This window comes from Nakamurella leprariae (genome assembly GCF_016918035.1).
Taxonomy (GTDB): domain Bacteria; phylum Actinomycetota; class Actinomycetes; order Mycobacteriales; family Nakamurellaceae; genus Nakamurella; species Nakamurella leprariae.
Genome location: NZ_JAERWK010000016.1, coordinates 1 through 17,246, shown reverse-complemented (window position 1 = coordinate 17,246; position 17,246 = coordinate 1). Strand labels below are relative to the sequence as shown.

Below are 17,246 nucleotides of genomic sequence, written 5' to 3'. Positions count from 1 at the left end.
CCCGATCGGGCGCCGGCCGACGGTCGGTAGCGTGTCCCGCTGTGCCGGCGCCCCTGGAGGACCTCATCGATCTGCAGTGGGCGGAAGCCCTGCGACCGGTGGCGCCGGTGATCAGCGCGATGGGGGAGTTCCTGCGGGCCGAGGTGGCCGCGGGCCGCACCTACCTGCCGGCGGGCGACCGGGTGCTGCGCGCGTTCCGCACCCCGCTCGACCGGGTGCGCGTGCTCATCGTCGGGCAGGACCCGTACCCCACCCCCGGGCACCCGATCGGGCTGTCCTTCGCGGTGGACGCGCACGTCCGGCCGCTGCCGCGGTCACTGGTCAACATCTACCGTGAGCTGCAGGACGACCTGGGCGTGGCACCGCCCGCCCACGGCGACCTCACCGCATGGAGCGACGCCGGGGTGCTGCTGCTCAACCGGGTGCTCACCGTGCAGCCGGGCCAGCCCGCGTCCCATCGGGGCAAGGGCTGGGAGCAGGTCACCGACGCCGCCATCCGGGCCCTGGTCGAGCGGGGCGGGCCGTTGGTCGCCGTGCTGTGGGGCCGGGACGCGCAGTCGCTGCGCCCGCTGCTGGGCGACACCCCGGTCATCGCGTCGGTCCATCCGTCGCCGCTGTCCGCGTCCCGCGGGTTCTTCGGATCGCGGCCGTTCTCCCGGGCCAACGAGGCCCTGGTCGCCCAGGGCGGTGCGCCGGTCGACTGGACCCTGCGCTGATCGGTCCGGGCGCCGGCCCGGCCGCCGATCGGAGCTCAGAGCAGGTCGACGTCCCAGGCGGTCAGTGCCCGCCCGGTGCGGGACGAGCCCGGCAGGTCGCCGACGGCGTCCAGAGCGCGTGCTGCGGCCCGGATGGCCGGGACGACCAGCAGCGCGGCCGTGCCGCACTCGCCGGTCACCCCCCAGTCGGACAGCGGTTCCCGGCCCAGCAGCTCGAGCAACCGGCGGTGCGGCCGCTCCGGCGCCAGCGCCGCGGCGAAGACGAAGGCGTCGGTGCCCGGTGCGACCCGGTTGGCCAGCACGGCGCACAGCGCGCTGGGCACGTCGTGGACCAGGACCGGGACCCGCCGGCTGGCGGCCTGGGCGATGCAGCCGGTGAGCGCGGCCAGGTCGGCGCCGCCTGCGGTGGCCAGCATGGTGAGCACGTCCGGATCGGCGCCCAGTCGACGGCGGGCGTCCCGGACGATCGCCGCCTTGCGCATCCAGCCCGCGTCGTCGATCCCGGACCCGCGGGTGGTGGCGTCCACCGGTTCCATCCCGGTCACCGCACTGACCAGCGCGGCGACCGGCGTGCTCACCCCGACCCCGCAGACCGCCGGGACGAGCAGGTCGGCGCCGGCGTCGATCTGCTCGTCGGCGACGGTGCGGCCGGCCTGCACCGCGGCCACCGCCTCGTCGACGGTCAGCGCGTCCTCCCGGTCGATCCGACCGCTGCCGGTGCGCACCCGGTGCCCGGCCGGCAGCGATGCGAGCGCCTCGGAGGCGGCCTCGCCGGCGGCGTGGGCCGGATCGATGCCCAGGTCCTCGACCCGGACCCCGATCTGGGCGGCCCGGGCCAGCGCGGCCACCGGGCCGTCTCCGCGGTGCAGCAGCCCGGCGGTCACGGCGGTCCAGTCCGCCGGGCGGGCCGACACCTCGGCGGCGGCCACACCGTGATCGGCGGCGAACACGATGAGGTCGACCTGCCTCGGCGGCAGCGGTCCGTCGGCCGAGCCGCGGGCGGAGGCGAGCGCGTCGATGAGCGGGCCCAACACGCCCAGGGCGCCGACCGGGAGCCGGCTGCGGCGGCGGGCCACACCGGCGGCCACGTCCGCGTCCAGGGCGGCCACCTCGGCGAACTCCACCGACACGCGATCCTCCGCAGCACGATCCGGCCGGGACCGGACCGGCCGGTCGCACCGGGTCGGTCGGTCCGGCGCGGGACGGCCCCGCGCACGGCCCGCTCACGCTACCGTCGCGCTCGATCCCGTCGGCGCCAGTCGGTGGCCGCCGGGCGGTGCGGCTGCCGGCGCTGACCGGGACGGGAACCGGAAGGGTGTGCCTGGATGGCGTTCCTGTGGCGATTCGTCTCGGCGGCGGGAGTCGCGGTCGACGGACCGGCCATCTCGTTCACCACGACCGAAGCCGCCGAGCAGTGGCTGTCCGAGGAGGCCGCCGATCTGCGCGCCGCCGGGATCGACGCGGCCAGCCTGTTCGACGAGGAACGGGCGTTGTCGGAGCCGGGCGATCGCCGTTGATCGCCCCTGCTTCCCGGTGAGTCAGACCCGCAGCGTCCGGCAGCCGAGCAACGCGTTCGCCGCGCCACCGGTGCTGATCGCGAAGGCGCACACGGTGTGGGTGCCGCGGTCGGCCGCGGGGACGGTGGCGCGCAGCCCGTGGGCCGGGCCGTACCCGGGGAAGACCGCCGCCACGTCGGGTCGGGACTGACCGGCCCGGATCCCCGCGTAGCCCCTGGTTCCGGACGGGCCGGTGTCGTAGACGTGCACCTCGACCTGGCCCTGCGGACGGTTGGGATCCAGGGCCCAGCCCTCCACCAGGAACTGGCCGTTCGACACGCGGATCGAATCGAGCGCCCCGAACGCACTGCGCACCGTCACCGTCGAGCAGCCGAGCAGGCTGTTCGCCCCCTCCGGACGGGAACCGATGGCGAACGCGCAGATCCGGTGCTCCCCGTCGCCCTGCGGCTGGACGGCCCGGGACCACCCGGTGTTCCCGCCCGCCCAGGGCACGACACGCGCGACATCGGGACGCGACTGCCCGGTCAGGGTGCCGCTGTACCCGGCCGTGCCCGCCGGACCGGTCACGTACAGGTGCACCTCGGTCTGCCGGCCGGGCGCAGCCGGTTCCGCGGTCCAGCCGGAGACCGTGATCGACCCGTCCGCCCCGATCGCCGCCCCGTCCAACGACCCGACCGGGCCGGGCACGTCGACGGTGCGACACCCGATCAGCGGATTGGTCCCACCCGCGGAGTCGATCCCGAACAGGCACACCTCGTACCGGCCGGCCTGCGGCAGGCTGATCGACCCGGAGAATCCGCTGCGGGGCCCGGCGCCCGGGACGACGGCGCCCACGTCGGGCCGATCCCCACCGGTCGACAGCCGGGCCGCCGTGCGGACACCGCCCGGGCCGCTCGCCCAGACGTCCACGGCGACGGGCGCGGACCCGGTGTCCGGATCGAACGCCCAGCCGCTCACCGTGTAGTTCGCGCCGTCGAGCCGGCCGCCGTCGAACGAACCGACCGGCGTCCTGTTCGGTGCGGTCACCGGCGGGGTCCCGACGACGAGCACGCCCGTGGCGTAGGTCGAGGTGGTCGCTGCGCCGCGGGTGATGGTCAGGCACAGCCAGTACCGGCCCGCGGCCACGCCCGCGGTGTTCCACGAGGTGGTGTTCGTGCCGGCGGCGACCGGTACGTTGCGGGCCACCGTGGTGCCGTTGCAGCCGGTCCGGTCGGTGTCGGCCGTCAGGGTCGCGCTGCCGCCGCCCCGGCCGGACGCGTCCTGCCAGGTGATCGGGAAGGTCCCGGTGGTGGCGAAGTCCGACCGCAGCTGGACGTCGTCGACCCACCAGCGGCGGGCGCCCCGGTCCTCGTTGGGATCCCAGCGGACCTCGGTCACCCGGGACGACGACGCGAACGAGACCGAGCCGGGATCCTCCGGCTCGAGCAGCTGGGCGTCGGGTGCGCCCAGGTCGACGGTCACCGTGCGGGTCCCGCCGTAGGTCAGGACGTCGTTGGTCTGCCCGGACCGCCCGTCGGTCCGGTTCCACATGACGCGGCCCATGGTGCCGCCGCCGGCGGCGTCGCGGAGATCGAAGGGCCCGTCGTAGCCGGACGTGATGGTCAGGTGCCGGTACACCCGGCCGTCCAGCCCGCCGGCACCCACCCGGAAGCGGACGGAGGGATCCACGGAGGTGTTGGTCGCAGCCAGACGGCCGTTGGCCCAGGAGATGTCGGTGGCGTTGGCGATACCGGCGACGTCATGCGGCCCGTTCATGTCCCACGGGTCGCCCAGCACGTCGGTGGCGTAGTCGCGGTCGCCGACGGCGTTCGGCGTGATGACCCTCGGCAGCGGTGCGTCCAGGGTGACCGAGGTCCACCGGCTCACCGAGCCGTTGCTGCGCACGCCGATCCGGTAGTCGCCGGATGGCAGTGCGGACAGGTCAGCGGTCCCGCTCGCCCCGGACACGGCGCCGAGCACGCCCCAGTCGGTCCGCCCGGTGACGTTGTCGGCGTCGTCGCCGTTGGCATCCCAGACGAGATCGCCACGGCCACCGCCGGGGTTCGACCACGAGACGCCGCCGGAGGAACCGGTCTGCGCCACCCGGAACCAGTCCAGGGCGAAGTCGCTGCCGCCCGGGCCCGGCGAGACGGCCAGGCGCAGCCCGTTGAGCTGACCCGACCAACTGCGCGGCCAGCCCGAGTAGACGGAGTTGGTCGGGCGCAGCACGTAGGTGTGCCAGCCGGCCTGCAGCGCGAACGACAGACCGCCGCCACAGGCGGCGTCGACCCCGCCGCCGGGGCAGTCGAACCACATCAGGCCCGCCGCCACGTCACGGTCGGACCAGGCCTGGAAGGACACCGTCGTGTACCTGGCCGCGTCGATCGCATTCCCGGCGCGACCTCCGTCGCGGTCGAGCAGCAGCGATCCGCCGTACCCGCCCCACAGCGGCGAGATGTATCCGTTGTCGGAGAACCGGCCGCGGACGGCCCCGTTCTCGACGCGGCCGGACTGCAGGTTCCAGGCCGGCCCGCTGTTGTCCAGGAGGATGTCCTCGGGGTTGGCGTAGTCCCACGGGTCGGCGAACCGGGTGGTGGCGTAGTCCTGCCCGGCCTGGCTCACCGCGGCGGCGGCCGCGGCCGGTGCGGTCAACGCGGAGACGACGCCGCCGCTGGTGACGGCCAGGGCCACCGTCAGCGCGGCGGCGCCGAAGCGGCGGAGCCGGCCATCTTTCCTGTGCCGCGCAAGTCGTCGCGCTCCGTGAGGCTTCATGTGCTCACGGTAAACAGGGGTTCGGATTCCGGCCGTGTCATGCGAACGAATTCACCTGACCGTCACGCCACATCACCGAGCGTGCCGTGATGTGATGGTCGGGGCCTCCGGTCGGGGCGCATCCGGCCGGGCGGGCGTCGTTCGGGCGGGGTGCCGGTCGCGCCGGGTCGCCGGGCGCCGCTCGGTCCGGGCGCGATCGCGTCACGCCTAGACTCGACTTCCGTGACCGCGACCCCCGAGACCGCCGACCAGGGCCAGCCGGAACTCCCGGCCAAGTACGACCCGGCGGCCATCGAGGTACCCACGTACCAGCGCTGGCGCGCCGCCGGCTACTTCAAGGCCGACGAGCAGCGCGTGCTCTCCGGTGAGCGCAGGCCGTTCTCCATCGTGCTGCCGCCGCCGAACGTCACCGGCAACCTGCACGTCGGCCACGCCCTGGACCACACCCTGATGGACGTGCTCGCCCGCTGGCACCGGATGAGTGGCGACGAGGTGCTGTGGCTGCCCGGCATGGACCACGCCGGCATCGCCACCCAGACGCTGGTCGAGAAGCAGTTGGCCTCGGTGGGCAGCAGCCGGGAAGCACTGGGCCGGGACCTGTTCGTCCAGAGGGTGTGGGACTGGAAGGCCGAGTCCGGCGGCGCCATCCTGGGCCAGATGGCCCGGCTGGGCGACTCCGTCGACTGGGACCGCGAGCGGTTCACCCTCGACGACGGCCTGTCCGCCGCGGTGCAGACCATCTTCAAGCAGCTCTACGACGAGGGCCTGATCTACCGGGCCGAGCGGATCATCAACTGGTCGCCGGTCGGCCGGACGGCACTGTCGGACATCGAGGTCGACCACGTCGAGGTGGACGGCGAGCTGGTGTCGTTGCGGTACGGGCCGGACGATGATCCGGACGGCAGTGCGTCGATCGTGGTCGCCACCACCCGGGTGGAGACCATGCTGGGCGACACCGCGGTCGCCGTGCATCCGGACGACGAGCGCTGGGCCCACCTGATCGGTCGGACCGTGCTGCTGCCGATCGTGGGCCGCGAGATCCCGGTGGTGGCCGACGAGCACGTCGATCCGGCGTTCGGGACCGGCGCGGTGAAGGTGACCCCGGCGCACGACCCGAACGACTTCGAGATCGGCCGCCGGCACGACCTGCCGATGATCGACATCTTCGCGGTGGACGCCTCGGTCGAGGGGACCGGGACCCGGTTCGACGGCATGGACCGGTTCGAGGCCCGCCGGGAGGTCAAGGAGGAGTTGCGTCGACAGGGTCGGGTGGTGGACGAACGCGTGCACCGGCACGCCGTCGGTCACTCCTCCCGCACGGACGAGCCGATCGAACCGCGGCTGTCCACCCAGTGGTTCGTCAAGGTGGCGCCGCTGGCCGCCGCCGCCTCGGAGGCGGTGCGTCGCGGCGACACCGCCATCCACCCGCCGGAGATGGCGGCCCGGTACTTCGACTGGGTCGACAACATGCACGACTGGACGATCTCCCGGCAGCTCTGGTGGGGACACCGCATCCCGGTCTGGTACGGCCCGGACGGGCAGGTCCGCTGCGTGGGACCGGGGGAGGAGCCGCCGGGCGAGGGCTGGGAGCAGGACCCGGACGTCCTGGACACCTGGTTCTCGTCCGGGCTGTGGCCCTTCTCCACCATGGGCTGGCCGCAGCAGACCGACACGCTGCGCGCCTTCTACCCCACGTCGGTACTGGTCACCGGGTACGACATCCTGTTCTTCTGGGTCGTCCGGATGATGATGTTCGGGCTGTACGCGTTCCGCGACACCGCGGACGGGGCGAGCAGTCCCGGCGACCGGACCGGTGCCGTGCCGTTCCGGACCGTGGTCCTGCACGGCCTGGTCCGCGACCAGTACGGCAAGAAGATGTCCAAGTCTCGCGGCAACGTGGTCGACCCGCTGGCCTGGATCGAGGAGTACGGCGCGGACGCCGTGCGGTTCACCCTGGCCCGTGGGGCCAACCCGGGCACCGACCAGGCCATCGCCGAGGACTGGGTCAAGGGCTCCCGCAACTTCGCCACCAAGCTGTTCAACGCGGTGCGGTTCGCGATGGGCAACGGTGCCGTGGTGCGCGAGGGCGCGCTGGACACCGACGATCTCGCCCCGGCGGACCGGTGGATCACCGACCGGCTCCGGGCGACCGTGGCGGCCACCACCCGGCTGCTCGAGGACTTCCAGTTCGCCAAGGCGGCCGAGGGGCTCTACCACTTCATCTGGGACGAGCTGTGCGACTGGTACCTGGAGCTGGCCAAGGTGCCGCTGCAGACCGCGGCGGCCCACCCCGACGACACCACCGCCCAGCAGGCGGCGGCCACCACCCGGGCCGTGCTCGGCGGGGTGCTCGACACGGTGCTGCGGCTGCTGCACCCGTTCATGCCGTTCGTCACCGAGACGCTGTGGCGCCCGCTGGTAGGGCCGGACGGCGGTGAGTCGCTGATGATCGCCGCCTGGCCGCAGGATGCCGACCGGCCGGCCGACCCGGCCGCGCAGGCCTGGGTGGACGACGTGATCCGGCTGGTCACCGAGATCCGCCGGGCGCGGGCCGATCAGCGCGTCCCGGCCAGCCGGTCGGTGCCGTCGGGGGAGTGGACCCGTCCCGACGGTCTGTCTTCGGCCGCCTGGGCGGTCCTCGAGGCAGCGGCCCGGACGCTGACCCGGCTCGGCCCGGCCGATGCCGGGTACCGCACCAGCCTGACCGTGACGGTGCCGCTGTCCGGCGGAACGGCGACGGTCGGCCTGGACACCTCGGGGGTGATCGACGTGGAGGCCGAGATCGCGCGGGCCCGCAAGGATCTGGGCGCTGCGGAGCAGGAGCTGGCCGAGGCCGAGCGCAAGCTGGGCAACCAGAACTTCATGCAGCGGGCGAAACCCGAGGCCGTGCAGAAGATCCGCGACCGGCACACGCAGGCGCTGGCCGACGTCGACCGGTTGACCGCGCGGTTGGCCGAGCTGGGCGCGCTCACCGGCCCGGCCGCCGGGAGCGGAGGGCAGTCCGCATGACCGCACCCACCGGTCCGGACGATCCGGATGATCCGGACCACGGCCGGCTGTTCGCCGACGAGGGACACGGCGATCACCGTGACGACCCGCTCGAGGCCGACGACGACACGCCCCTGGGCGGGCCGCACGTCGGCGACCTGAACGACCTGTCCGACCTCGCCGGGTTGACCGGTGACGATCCCGGCGCCGTGCCGGACGAGGTCGACATCGCCGCATCGACCGCCGACCTCGACGACGACGCGGTGTCGCTGGTGCCGGACTCGCCACCGCTCACTCTGGGCGCGGTCGAGACGCTGCTGGACCGTCGGCGCAACGAGGTGCAGATCTCGCCCACGCTGACCCGCATCAGCACCCTGCTCGGCCTGCTCGGCGATCCGCAGACCAGCTACCCGGTGCTGCAGGTGGCGGGCACCAACGGCAAGACCTCCACCGCGCGGATGATCGACGCGCTGCTCACCCGACTCGGACTGCGCACCGGCCGGTTCACCTCGCCGCACCTGCAGGTCGTCACCGAACGGATCGCGCTGGACGGCGAGCCGATCGACCCGGACCGGTACGTCGCCGCCTTCGAGGACCTGGCGCCCTACCTGAGGATGGTGGAAGACGCCGCCGCCCGGGATGCCGAGCCGGGCACCCCGACCCAGCTGTCCAAGTTCGAGGTGCTCACCGCGATGGCCTATGCGGCCTTCGCCGACGCGCCGGTGGACGCGGCGGTCGTCGAGACCGGGCTGGGTGGCACGTGGGACTCCACGACGGTGGCCGATGCCCGCGTCGCGGTGATCACCCCGATCGACATCGACCACGTCGAGTACCTCGGACCGACACTGACCGACATCGCCCGGAACAAGGCCGGCATCATCAAGCCCGAGTCGGTGGCCGTGATCGGCCCGCAGCCGCCGGATGCGATGCGGGAACTGCTGCGTCGCGCGGTCGAGGTCGATGCCACCGTCGCCCGGTTCGACAGCGAGTTCGCGGTGATCAGCCGGGCGTTCGCGGTCGGTGGGCAGCGGCTGACCCTGCAGGGCCTCGGCGGGGTGTACGAGGACGTGTTCCTGCCGTTGGCCGGGGAGCACCAGGCGGTGAACGCCGCGACGGCGCTCGCCGCGGTCGAGGCCTTCTTCGGGGCCGGGGCGTCGCGCCAGCTGGACACCGAGGCGGTGCAGGACGCGTTCGCGGCGGTGGCGTCGCCGGGTCGGCTGGAACGGGTCCGGACGTCGCCGACCATCCTCGTCGACGCGGCGCACAACCCCGCGGGTGCCGGGGCGCTGGCCGCCGCCCTGAGCGAGGAGTTCTCCTTCACCCGGCTGGTCGGGGTGCTGGCCGTGCTGCAGGACAAGGACGTCCGCGGGGTGTTGGAGGCGCTGGCCAACTCCTTCGACGAGGTGGTGGTGACGGTGAACTCGTCGCCGCGGTCGATGCCGGTGGCCGAGCTCGTCGAGCTGGCCGTGGACGTGTTCGGGGAGGACCGGGTGCACGCCACCCACCGGATGGACGACGCGCTCGCCCTGGCCGTCGAACTGGCCGAGACCGACGTGGACGATCCGTCAGGCACCGCCGTGCTGGTCACCGGGTCCGTGGTCTCGGCCGGCGACGTGCGCACGCTGACCGGGCAGGCACCCGCGTGACCGCCGCCGGCGCCACGCCGCCCGACGCCACCCCGGCCGGCCCCGCGCCGGCCGTCCGGCCGCCGGACCCGGAACGGGGGCTGCGCGGGATCATGTCGGCCACGCTGCTGCTGCAGGCGATCACCGTGCTGCTGTCCATCCCGGTCGCGGTGAACACCGGCCGCGAGGTGGGCGGGGTCGGGGTCACCCTGATCGTGCTGCTGGCCGTGGCCATGATCGGCACCTGTGCGCTGATCACCCGTCCGTGGGTGATCACGGCGATCGCGGTGCTGCAGGTGCTGAACATCGCCGGCTGGGTGCTGTCCGCCTGGCTCGGCATCATCGGCATCGTGTTCCTGCTGGTCTGGGTGGCCATCCTGTGGATGCGCACCGAGTTCCGGCGTCGGCAGGCCGCCGGTACGCTGCCCTCGCAACAGCGGCCGACCCCGCCCGCGGATCCACCGGCCGGAACCTGAGCGGTCCGGAGACGCGCCGCACCCCGTCGTCCGAGAGCACGTCGTCCCGAACCACGCCGGTCGGCCGACCGGTGACGTTCCCGAGCAAGTGCCCGAGCACATCCGAGCAGCACCCGAAGAGAACCGGAGTCCTGGTGTCCGAACGCACCCTCGTCCTGATCAAGCCCGACGGAGTGCGCCGCGCCCTGGTCGGTGAGGTGCTGAGCCGGATCGAGCGCAAGGGTCTGACCCTGGTGGCGCTGGAACTCCGGACGGCGACGACCGAGGTGGCCGCCGCCCACTACGCCGAGCACGAGGGCAAACCGTTCTACGACGGCCTGCTGGAGTTCATCACCGGTGGCCCGCTGGTCGCGGCGGTCGTCGAGGGCCCGCGGGCCATCGCGGCGTTCCGTCAGCTGGCCGGCGGCACCGATCCGGTCGAGAAGGCGGCGACCGGATCGATCCGGGGCGACTTCGGTCTGGAGACGCAGTTCAACCTGGTGCACGGTTCGGACTCCACCGCGTCGGCCGAGCGGGAGATCGGGCTGTGGTTCCCGAGCCTGTGAAGGGGGACGGATCCGATCTCCCCGAGGCGCAGCCGGAGTCGGCGCTCGAGGACGGTCCGGACGTGCCGGTGGAGTTCCGCAGGGTCGGTCCGGGCGGTTCGCAGGCCGCCGACAACGCCTTCGGGGTCGCCCTGGTGACGTTGTGGCACCGCGTCACCGAGGCGGGCGGCGCGGTCGGGTTCGCCCCGAACGCCACCCGGTCCGAGGTCGCCGGTCGCGCCGCCGGGGTGGTCGCCGACCTGCGCGCGGGTCGGCTGCTGGCCATCACCGCGTTGCGGGGTCGGCAGCTGGTCGGCGCCGCCATGCTACGACCCGGCGTCGGACTGCTCGCGCACACCGGCTGGGTCAGCACCGTGATGGTCGACCCGGCCGCGCAGGGTGCCGGCATCGGGGTCCAGCTGGTGACCCGGCTCATCGAGCTGGCCCGCGAGCGTGGCCTGGAGAAGATCGACCTGTCGGTCCGGGACGGGTCGGGGGCCGACCGGCTCTACCGGCGCTTCGGCTTCGTCGAGTGGGGACGCCGGCCCGGGTGGGTCCGCGTCGGGCCGGGCGACGACCGTGATGAGGTGTTCTACCTGCTGGACCTCACCGCGGATGGGCCCGACCGGACCTGATCCGCTCGGACCCCCGGCTCGCCCGACCGGCCGCGTCTCACCGGTCCGGCAGGGTCGGCACCGGCGTGCCGATGTGCCGGCCGACCAGGACGCCCCGGGTGACGGCCGAGGTGCCGAACCGGTCGCGCACCTGGTCGAGGGTGCGGTCCAGGTCGCCGGTCCGGGCCGGCTCGAACGGCAGCTCCAGTTGCACCGCGCCGTCCCGGACCAGTCCGGAGACCGCTACCCCGACCAGGGTTGCGCCCTGGTCGGTGATCAGCGGCGCCGCGTTCCGGAGCAGGGTGCGGAGCGCGTCGACCAGCGCCGGGGTGCTGTCCGTCGGGGTGCCCAGGGTGTGCGAACGGGTGCACCGGGTGAAGTCCGCGAAGCGCAGCCGCAGGGTGACGGTGCGGCCGATCCGGTGGGCGCCGCGCATCCGGTTGGCCACCCGGTCCACCAGGGCGAGCGCGGTGGCATCGATGTGCTCCAGGTCCCGGGTGGCCCATCCCAGTGCGCACTGCGCGCCGACCGAGCGGCGGTGCACGTCCGTCCGGACCCGACGAGGGTCGCGGGCGTGCGCCAACGCGTGGAGGTGATGACCGGTACCCGGGCCGAGCAGGGCGACCAGCGCGGCCTCACCCATCTCGGCCACCTGGGCCACGGTGCGGATGCCGCAGCCGTGCAGCTTGCGGGCCGTCACCTCGCCGACGCCCCAGAGCCGCTCCACCGGCAGCGGGTGCAGGAAGGCGAGCTCGCCGCCCGGCGGCACCACCAGCAGCCCGTCCGGCTTGGCCACCGCGCTGGCCACCTTGGCCACGAACTTCGTCGTCGCGGCGCCGACGGTGATGGGCAGACCGACCTCGGCAGCCACCCGTCGGCGGAGCTGCGCGGCGATGAGCTCGGGTGGCCCGACCAGGTTCCGCAGCCCACCGACGTCCAGGAACGCCTCGTCGATGGAGATGCCCTCGACCAGCGGGGTGGTGTCCCGGAACACCGCGAACACCGCCGTGGACGCCGCGCTGTACGCGGCGAACCGGGGTGGCACCACAGCGGCGTCGGGGCACAGCCGGCGGGCCTGTCGGCCGCCCATCGCGGTGCGGACGCCCCGGGCCTTGGCCTGGTAGCTGGCGGCCAGCACGACACCCCCGCCGACGATCACCGGCCGCCCTCGCAGGCGCGGGTCGTCGCGCTGCTCGACCGATGCGTAGAAGGCGTCCAGATCGGCGTGCAGCACCGAGGGAGCGGTTCGGCCGGGCGGCTCGTCGGGCACGGACACATGTTCGCATCGGGTACCGACAGATGCCTCGGTGTGCACCCGCCGGACCGCTGGGCGTCCGTGCCGCGGCTCGGTCGCACCGCCGGGCGGCTCCAGCTGTCCCGGCCCGGCCCCCGGCTGCCGCGACCCACCGGCGCCGCGGGCCTGAGGGCTCCGAGCTGGGGCTGTGGGATACTGGACGGCAGGTCCGTGGGGGTGTGTGGTCGTTCCGACCGGCATCCGTGCAGATCCGACCGGGTCGGGTTCCGACCGCCGGACCACCGGGGTGACCGGTGGGGGCGGACGGTGGAGCCACGGCCGGTCCGTCATCAGACTTCCCGCGCGCGCCGCGGCGGTCGCCTCCGGGCGACAGGCGCAGCGCCGCGGTCTCGATCGTGTGACGACACCTGCGCGGACGCGTCATGTATGCGCCCGGGTGCCGCAAGAGAGGAACCTGCATGCCCCGGTCGACCCACCCGACCACCTCCAGCGAGACCCCGAGCGGCGCCCCCGACGTCGGCGCGCTCACCGCGGCGCTGGACGCGCTGCCCGCCCGTCCGCGGGTGCACCAGCTGGCCAAGCTGGCCGGCCTGACGTCCAAGCAGGTCCAGGCCCTGCTCACCGAGCAGGGACACGCCGCCGGTTCCGCGCAGTCGGCCGTCGATCGCGATGTCGCCGTGCAGGTGCTCACCGAGCGGCTGAGTGGCGCCGACACCGCCGCCGCGGCAGAGGCGCCCGCGGCCGAGACACCGGCGACCGAGGAGCCCGCGACCGAGGTTCCCGATGAGACCGCGCCCGCGGCGGCCGGTCCGCTGTTCCTGGCGCCCGAGGCGGCCGCCACCCCGACCGCGGCCGATCCCGATGCGGCGCCGGTCGGTGACGCTGACGCTGAGGACGGCGCCGCCCGCCCGCGTCGCCGTCGGGGCCGCAGCACGCGGGGCCGAGGTGCGACCGCTGCGGCCGCCCCGACCGATGAGCAGCCGACCGGCGAGCCGGCGACCGGTGCCGAGCCGGTCGCGACCGATCCGACGGCGGACGCCGCAGCCACGGCCGACACCGCCAGCACCGAGGTGACGGCGGACGACGCCACCGCCGATGACGAGGGCGCCGCGGAGGAGTCGGCCGAGGAGCAGGACCGGGCCGAGGGCGGCCGGGGCCGGCGTCGCCGCCGTGGGCGCCGCGGCCGCGGACGCGCGGGCGACGAGGCCGGCGAGGCCGGTGCGGGCGAGGACACCGCTGCCGCCGCGGAGGCCGGCGACGAGAGCACCGAGGACGGCGCAGCGGCGGCCACCGAGACGACCACCGCGGCCGACCGGGAGTCGGGCACTGACCCGGCCGGTGACGAGGACCAGGCCGATGACCAGGCCGAGGACGGGGCCGGCAGCCGACGTCGGCGCCGTCGTCGCCGTCGCGGCGGTTCCGATGACGCCCCCCGCGAGGACGACCCGGACAACACCGTCGTGCATGTCCGGGAGAGCCGCTCGGGCCAGTCGGCACGGGACGCGGCGCGCGACTCGGGGCGGGACTCCGCCAGTGCCGAGGTGCAGGGGGTCCGCGGGTCCACCCGGCTGGAGGCCAAGCGGCAGCGCCGCCGGGACTCCCGCGGGTCGGGCCGGCGCACGCACATCCTCACCGAGTCCGAGTTCCTGGCCCGGCGCGAGTCGGTCGAGCGGGTCATGGCCATCCGGCAGCGGGACGACCTGGCCCAGGTCGCCCTGCTCGAGGACGGCGTGCTCGTCGAGCACTTCGTCTCCCGGGCCGGCTCCGAGTCGCTGATCGGCAGCATCTTCCTGGGCAAGGTGCAGAACGTGCTGCCGTCGATGGAGGCCGCGTTCGTCGACATCGGTCGCGGCCGCAACGCCGTGCTGTACGCCGGCGAGGTGAACTGGGACCTGGCCGGTCTGGTCGGCAAGGCCCGTCGCATCGAGACGGCGTTGTCCAGCGGGGACACCGTGCTGGTCCAGGTGTCCAAGGACCCGGTCGGCCACAAGGGCGCCCGGCTGACCACCCAGATCTCGCTGCCGGGCCGGTTCCTGGTCTACGTGCCGGGGGGTGGGGCCACCGGCATCTCGCGCAAGCTGCCGGACACCGAGCGCAAGCGGCTCAAGAGCATCCTGGACCGGATCGTCCCGGAGGACGCGGGCGTCATCATCCGGACCGCGGCCGAGGGTGTGCCGGAGGAGGAGCTGGTCCGCGACGTCGAGCGGCTCAAGGAGCAGTGGGAGGAGATCTCCCGCCGCGCCGAGGTCAAGCAGTCGGCGCCCACCCAGCTCTCGGCGGAGCCGGACACCCTCATCAAGGTGGTCCGCGACCTGTTCAACTCGGACATCCACCGTCTGGTCATCGACGGGCCGGACGCCTACCGGGCCGTCGCCGAGTACGTGGCCGCGGTGGCGCCGGAGCTGGCTGAGCGCGTGCAGGAGTACGAGTCGCCGTCGTCGGGGCGCGACGTGTTCAGCGCCTACCGGATCGACGAGCAGATCGCCAAGGCGCTCGAGCGCAAGGTGCACCTGCCCTCGGGTGGCTCGCTGGTCATCGACCGCACCGAGGCGATGACGGTCATCGACGTCAACACCGGCAAGTACACCGGGTCCGGCGGGAACCTCGAGGAGACGGTGACCCGCAACAACCTGGAGGCGGCCGAGGAGGTCGTCCGCCAGCTCCGGCTGCGGGACATCGGCGGCATCATCGTCGTCGACTTCATCGACATGGTGCTGGAGTCCAACCGGGAACTGGTGCTGCGTCGGCTCACCGAGTGCCTGGGTCGGGACCGCAGCCGGCACCAGGTCGCCGAGGTCACGTCCCTGGGTCTGGTCCAGATGACCCGCAAGCGCATGGGTACCGGGCTGGTCGAGGCGTTCTCCGAACCCTGCCCGCACTGTGGCGGTCGGGGTCTGCTGCTGCACGCCGCCCCGGTCGACCAGGGTGACGAGACTCCCGCTCCGACCGGCGAACGCAAGTCAGGCAAGGGCCGCCGCAACCGTGGCGAACGCCGGACGGAGGAGCCGGCCAAGCCGGCGCCGGCGGCGACCGTGCCGGTGGCCACCGTGCGACCGCCGGATCCGCGTGGACCCCGGCCGCCTCGCCCGTCGGGCGTCGACGCCGAGCCGGCGCCGCCCCTGGTCGAGCCGGTGGCCGCCGCCGACGACGGGGCTGCGGACCGGGCGGACGAGGCGGGACGACCGGACGACGGGCTGCTGGCCTCGGTGCTGGCCGCGGTCGACCGGGCCACCCGACGTACGACCGACGAGGACGCCGGGGGTGAGCCGGAGACGACCGAACCTCCGCAGCGCGGGCCGTCCTCGGCCGACGCGCCGGTGACCTCGACGGCGCTCGTCGCGCCGGTCGACGCGCCGATCGACCTGGATCCGGTCAGCCCGGTCGAGGACGAGCCGAGCGCGGTCGAGCCCGCCCAGGCCGAGGCGCCGGCCGATCCTGCGACCCAGGACGCTCCGGCGCCCACCCGGAGCCGACGCCGGCGGGCGGCCGGTCGCCCGGCCGGCGCCCCGGCGACGACGGCGGCGGTCGACATGGTGCTGGCCCCGGCCGAGCCGGTGGCCGTCCCGGCGGCGGCCACCGTGAACACCGTGGCCACCGGTGCCGCCGGGACCACGGGGACCACCGAGGCCCCTGCAGGGCGGCCGCGCCGGCGGGCCGTGTCCCGACCCGCGGGTCCCTCCGGTGCCGCGTCGGCGTCGGCGCCGGTGCTGGTCAGCTCGGCTGCATCGGCCGACGGCTCCGGCGACCCGGCCGGGCAGGACGGTGCCGACCCGTCGTGACCACGGCGGATCGACCGGCGGATCGATGCTGTCGGCCGGGTGGGCGGTTTGCTCCGCCCGGCGGCGGCGCGTACGATCGGTGGTCGGCCCGCTGCCCGTCAGCGGGTTTTGCGATGCCCGGAATCGAGAGGTCGTGGGCGCCGCGTCAACCGGTCCGGTGTCTGGGGCCGCGGGGATGACCCTGCGGCCGGCGAACCCGGTCCGGTCCACAGCTCACACGCTGCCCCGCGCAGCACTCGACAGGCAGGAAGGCGCGTCCACGATGTACGCGATCGTCAAGACCGGCGGCAAGCAGTACAAGGTCGCCGAAGGAACCATCATCGAGGTCGAGAAGCTCGAGGGTGAGCCCGGGGTCGCCGTGACGCTGCCGGCGGTGCTGGTCGTGGACGGCGCCTCGGTGACCACCGGAGCCGACGCGCTGGCCGGTGTCACCGTGTCCGGCGAGGTCGTGGCCCACACCAAGGGTCCGAAGATCGTCATCCACAAGTTCAAGAACAAGACCGGGTACCACAAGCGGCAGGGTCACCGTCAGCCGTTGACCCGGGTCAAGGTCACCGGGATCGCGGTCAAGTAGGTCCGAGTTCCCCGGCGCTCGTCCTGATCTCGGGTCGATCGCGCCAGATCGTTCCCGAAGCTGCAGAAAGGCTCGTCATGGCACACAAGAAGGGTGCTTCCAGCTCCCGCAACGGCCGCGACTCGAACCCCCAGTTCCTGGGGGTCAAGCGGTTCGGTGGTCAGGTCGTCGTCGCCGGGGAGATCCTGGTGCGGCAGCGTGGCACCAAGTTCCACCCGGGCGTCGGCGTCGGCCGCGGCAAGGACGACACCCTGTTCGCCCTGGTCCCCGGCTCCGTCGAGTTCGGCACCAAGCGCGGCCGCAAGACGGTGAACATCGTGACCGGCGTCCCGGCCGCGGCGGCTCCGGTCGCCGAGACCGCTGGGGTCTGACCACCGTCGCAGGACACGGCGACTGAGCCGACCACGACTCGACCAGGGGCGGCCCC

The 17,246-nt window shown here is 74.0% G+C and carries 13 protein-coding genes; 10 read left to right on the top strand and 3 right to left on the bottom strand.

Features of this window, described 5'->3' with window-relative positions; translation table 11 throughout:
* Positions 1-41: 41 nt before the first annotated feature.
* On the top strand, positions 42-716 hold the full coding sequence (locus JL106_RS12395) for a uracil-DNA glycosylase (RefSeq protein WP_205261042.1): 675 nt from the start codon (positions 42-44) through the stop codon (positions 714-716).
* Between the two features lie 35 nt (positions 717-751).
* Here the strand turns inward: JL106_RS12395 and JL106_RS12390 are convergent, their stop codons facing one another.
* Positions 752-1,846: a nicotinate-nucleotide--dimethylbenzimidazole phosphoribosyltransferase gene (locus tag JL106_RS12390; protein WP_205261041.1), complete on the bottom strand. Its 1,095-nt coding sequence runs from the start codon at positions 1,844-1,846 to the stop codon at positions 752-754.
* Positions 1,847-2,041: 195 nt separating this feature from the next.
* On the opposite strand from JL106_RS12390, the gene JL106_RS12385 reads away from it, so the two are divergent.
* Entirely contained in the window at positions 2,042-2,233 is a 192-nt protein-coding gene (locus JL106_RS12385; protein ID WP_205261040.1) for a hypothetical protein, read from the top strand.
* A 21-nt stretch (positions 2,234-2,254) separates the two neighbouring features.
* Here the strand turns inward: JL106_RS12385 and JL106_RS12380 are convergent, their stop codons facing one another.
* Positions 2,255-4,984 (bottom strand): hypothetical protein, encoded by a 2,730-nt coding sequence (locus tag JL106_RS12380; RefSeq protein ID WP_205261039.1) that lies wholly within the window; start codon positions 4,982-4,984, stop codon positions 2,255-2,257.
* Positions 4,985-5,206: 222 nt separating this feature from the next.
* Here JL106_RS12380 and JL106_RS12375 point away from each other — a divergent pair, with 222 nt between their 5' ends.
* From JL106_RS12375 to JL106_RS21020, 5 genes are all read left to right on the top strand, one after another.
* Positions 5,207-7,993 (top strand): valine--tRNA ligase, encoded by a 2,787-nt coding sequence (locus tag JL106_RS12375; protein WP_205261038.1) that lies wholly within the window; start codon positions 5,207-5,209, stop codon positions 7,991-7,993.
* Positions 7,990-9,618, top strand: coding sequence for a bifunctional folylpolyglutamate synthase/dihydrofolate synthase (locus JL106_RS12370; protein ID WP_205261037.1), 1,629 nt, complete (start codon positions 7,990-7,992; stop codon positions 9,616-9,618). Before JL106_RS12375 ends, JL106_RS12370 begins: the two co-directional genes overlap by 4 nt.
* Positions 9,615-10,073: a DUF4233 domain-containing protein gene (locus tag JL106_RS12365; RefSeq protein ID WP_205261036.1), complete on the top strand. Its 459-nt coding sequence runs from the start codon at positions 9,615-9,617 to the stop codon at positions 10,071-10,073. The genes JL106_RS12370 and JL106_RS12365 overlap by 4 nt, the downstream gene beginning before the upstream one ends.
* 134 nt (positions 10,074-10,207) lie before the next feature.
* Positions 10,208-10,618, top strand: coding sequence for a nucleoside-diphosphate kinase (ndk, locus tag JL106_RS12360; RefSeq protein WP_205261035.1), 411 nt, complete (start codon positions 10,208-10,210; stop codon positions 10,616-10,618).
* A complete protein-coding gene (locus tag JL106_RS21020) occupies positions 10,615-11,232 on the top strand; it encodes a GNAT family N-acetyltransferase (RefSeq protein WP_205261034.1) in 618 nt (205 codons plus the stop codon). Before ndk ends, JL106_RS21020 begins: the two co-directional genes overlap by 4 nt.
* 37 nt (positions 11,233-11,269) lie before the next feature.
* Here the strand turns inward: JL106_RS21020 and dinB are convergent, their stop codons facing one another.
* Positions 11,270-12,481 (bottom strand): DNA polymerase IV, encoded by a 1,212-nt coding sequence (gene dinB / locus JL106_RS12350; protein WP_328842220.1) that lies wholly within the window; start codon positions 12,479-12,481, stop codon positions 11,270-11,272.
* Between the two features lie 443 nt (positions 12,482-12,924).
* On the opposite strand from dinB, the gene JL106_RS12345 reads away from it, so the two are divergent.
* The 3 genes from JL106_RS12345 (at position 12,925) to rpmA (ending at position 17,190) form a co-directional block, all read left to right on the top strand.
* The gene (locus JL106_RS12345) at positions 12,925-16,245 is read left to right on the top strand and encodes a ribonuclease E/G (RefSeq protein ID WP_205261032.1); all 3,321 of its coding nucleotides are present in this window, start codon (positions 12,925-12,927) and stop codon (positions 16,243-16,245) included.
* A gap of 262 nt (positions 16,246-16,507) precedes the next feature.
* Positions 16,508-16,819, top strand: coding sequence for a 50S ribosomal protein L21 (gene rplU / locus JL106_RS12340; protein ID WP_205261031.1), 312 nt, complete (start codon positions 16,508-16,510; stop codon positions 16,817-16,819).
* Between the two features lie 77 nt (positions 16,820-16,896).
* The gene (gene rpmA, locus JL106_RS12335; protein WP_205261030.1) at positions 16,897-17,190 is read left to right on the top strand and encodes a 50S ribosomal protein L27; all 294 of its coding nucleotides are present in this window, start codon (positions 16,897-16,899) and stop codon (positions 17,188-17,190) included.
* The last annotated feature ends 56 nt before the right edge of the window (positions 17,191-17,246 follow it).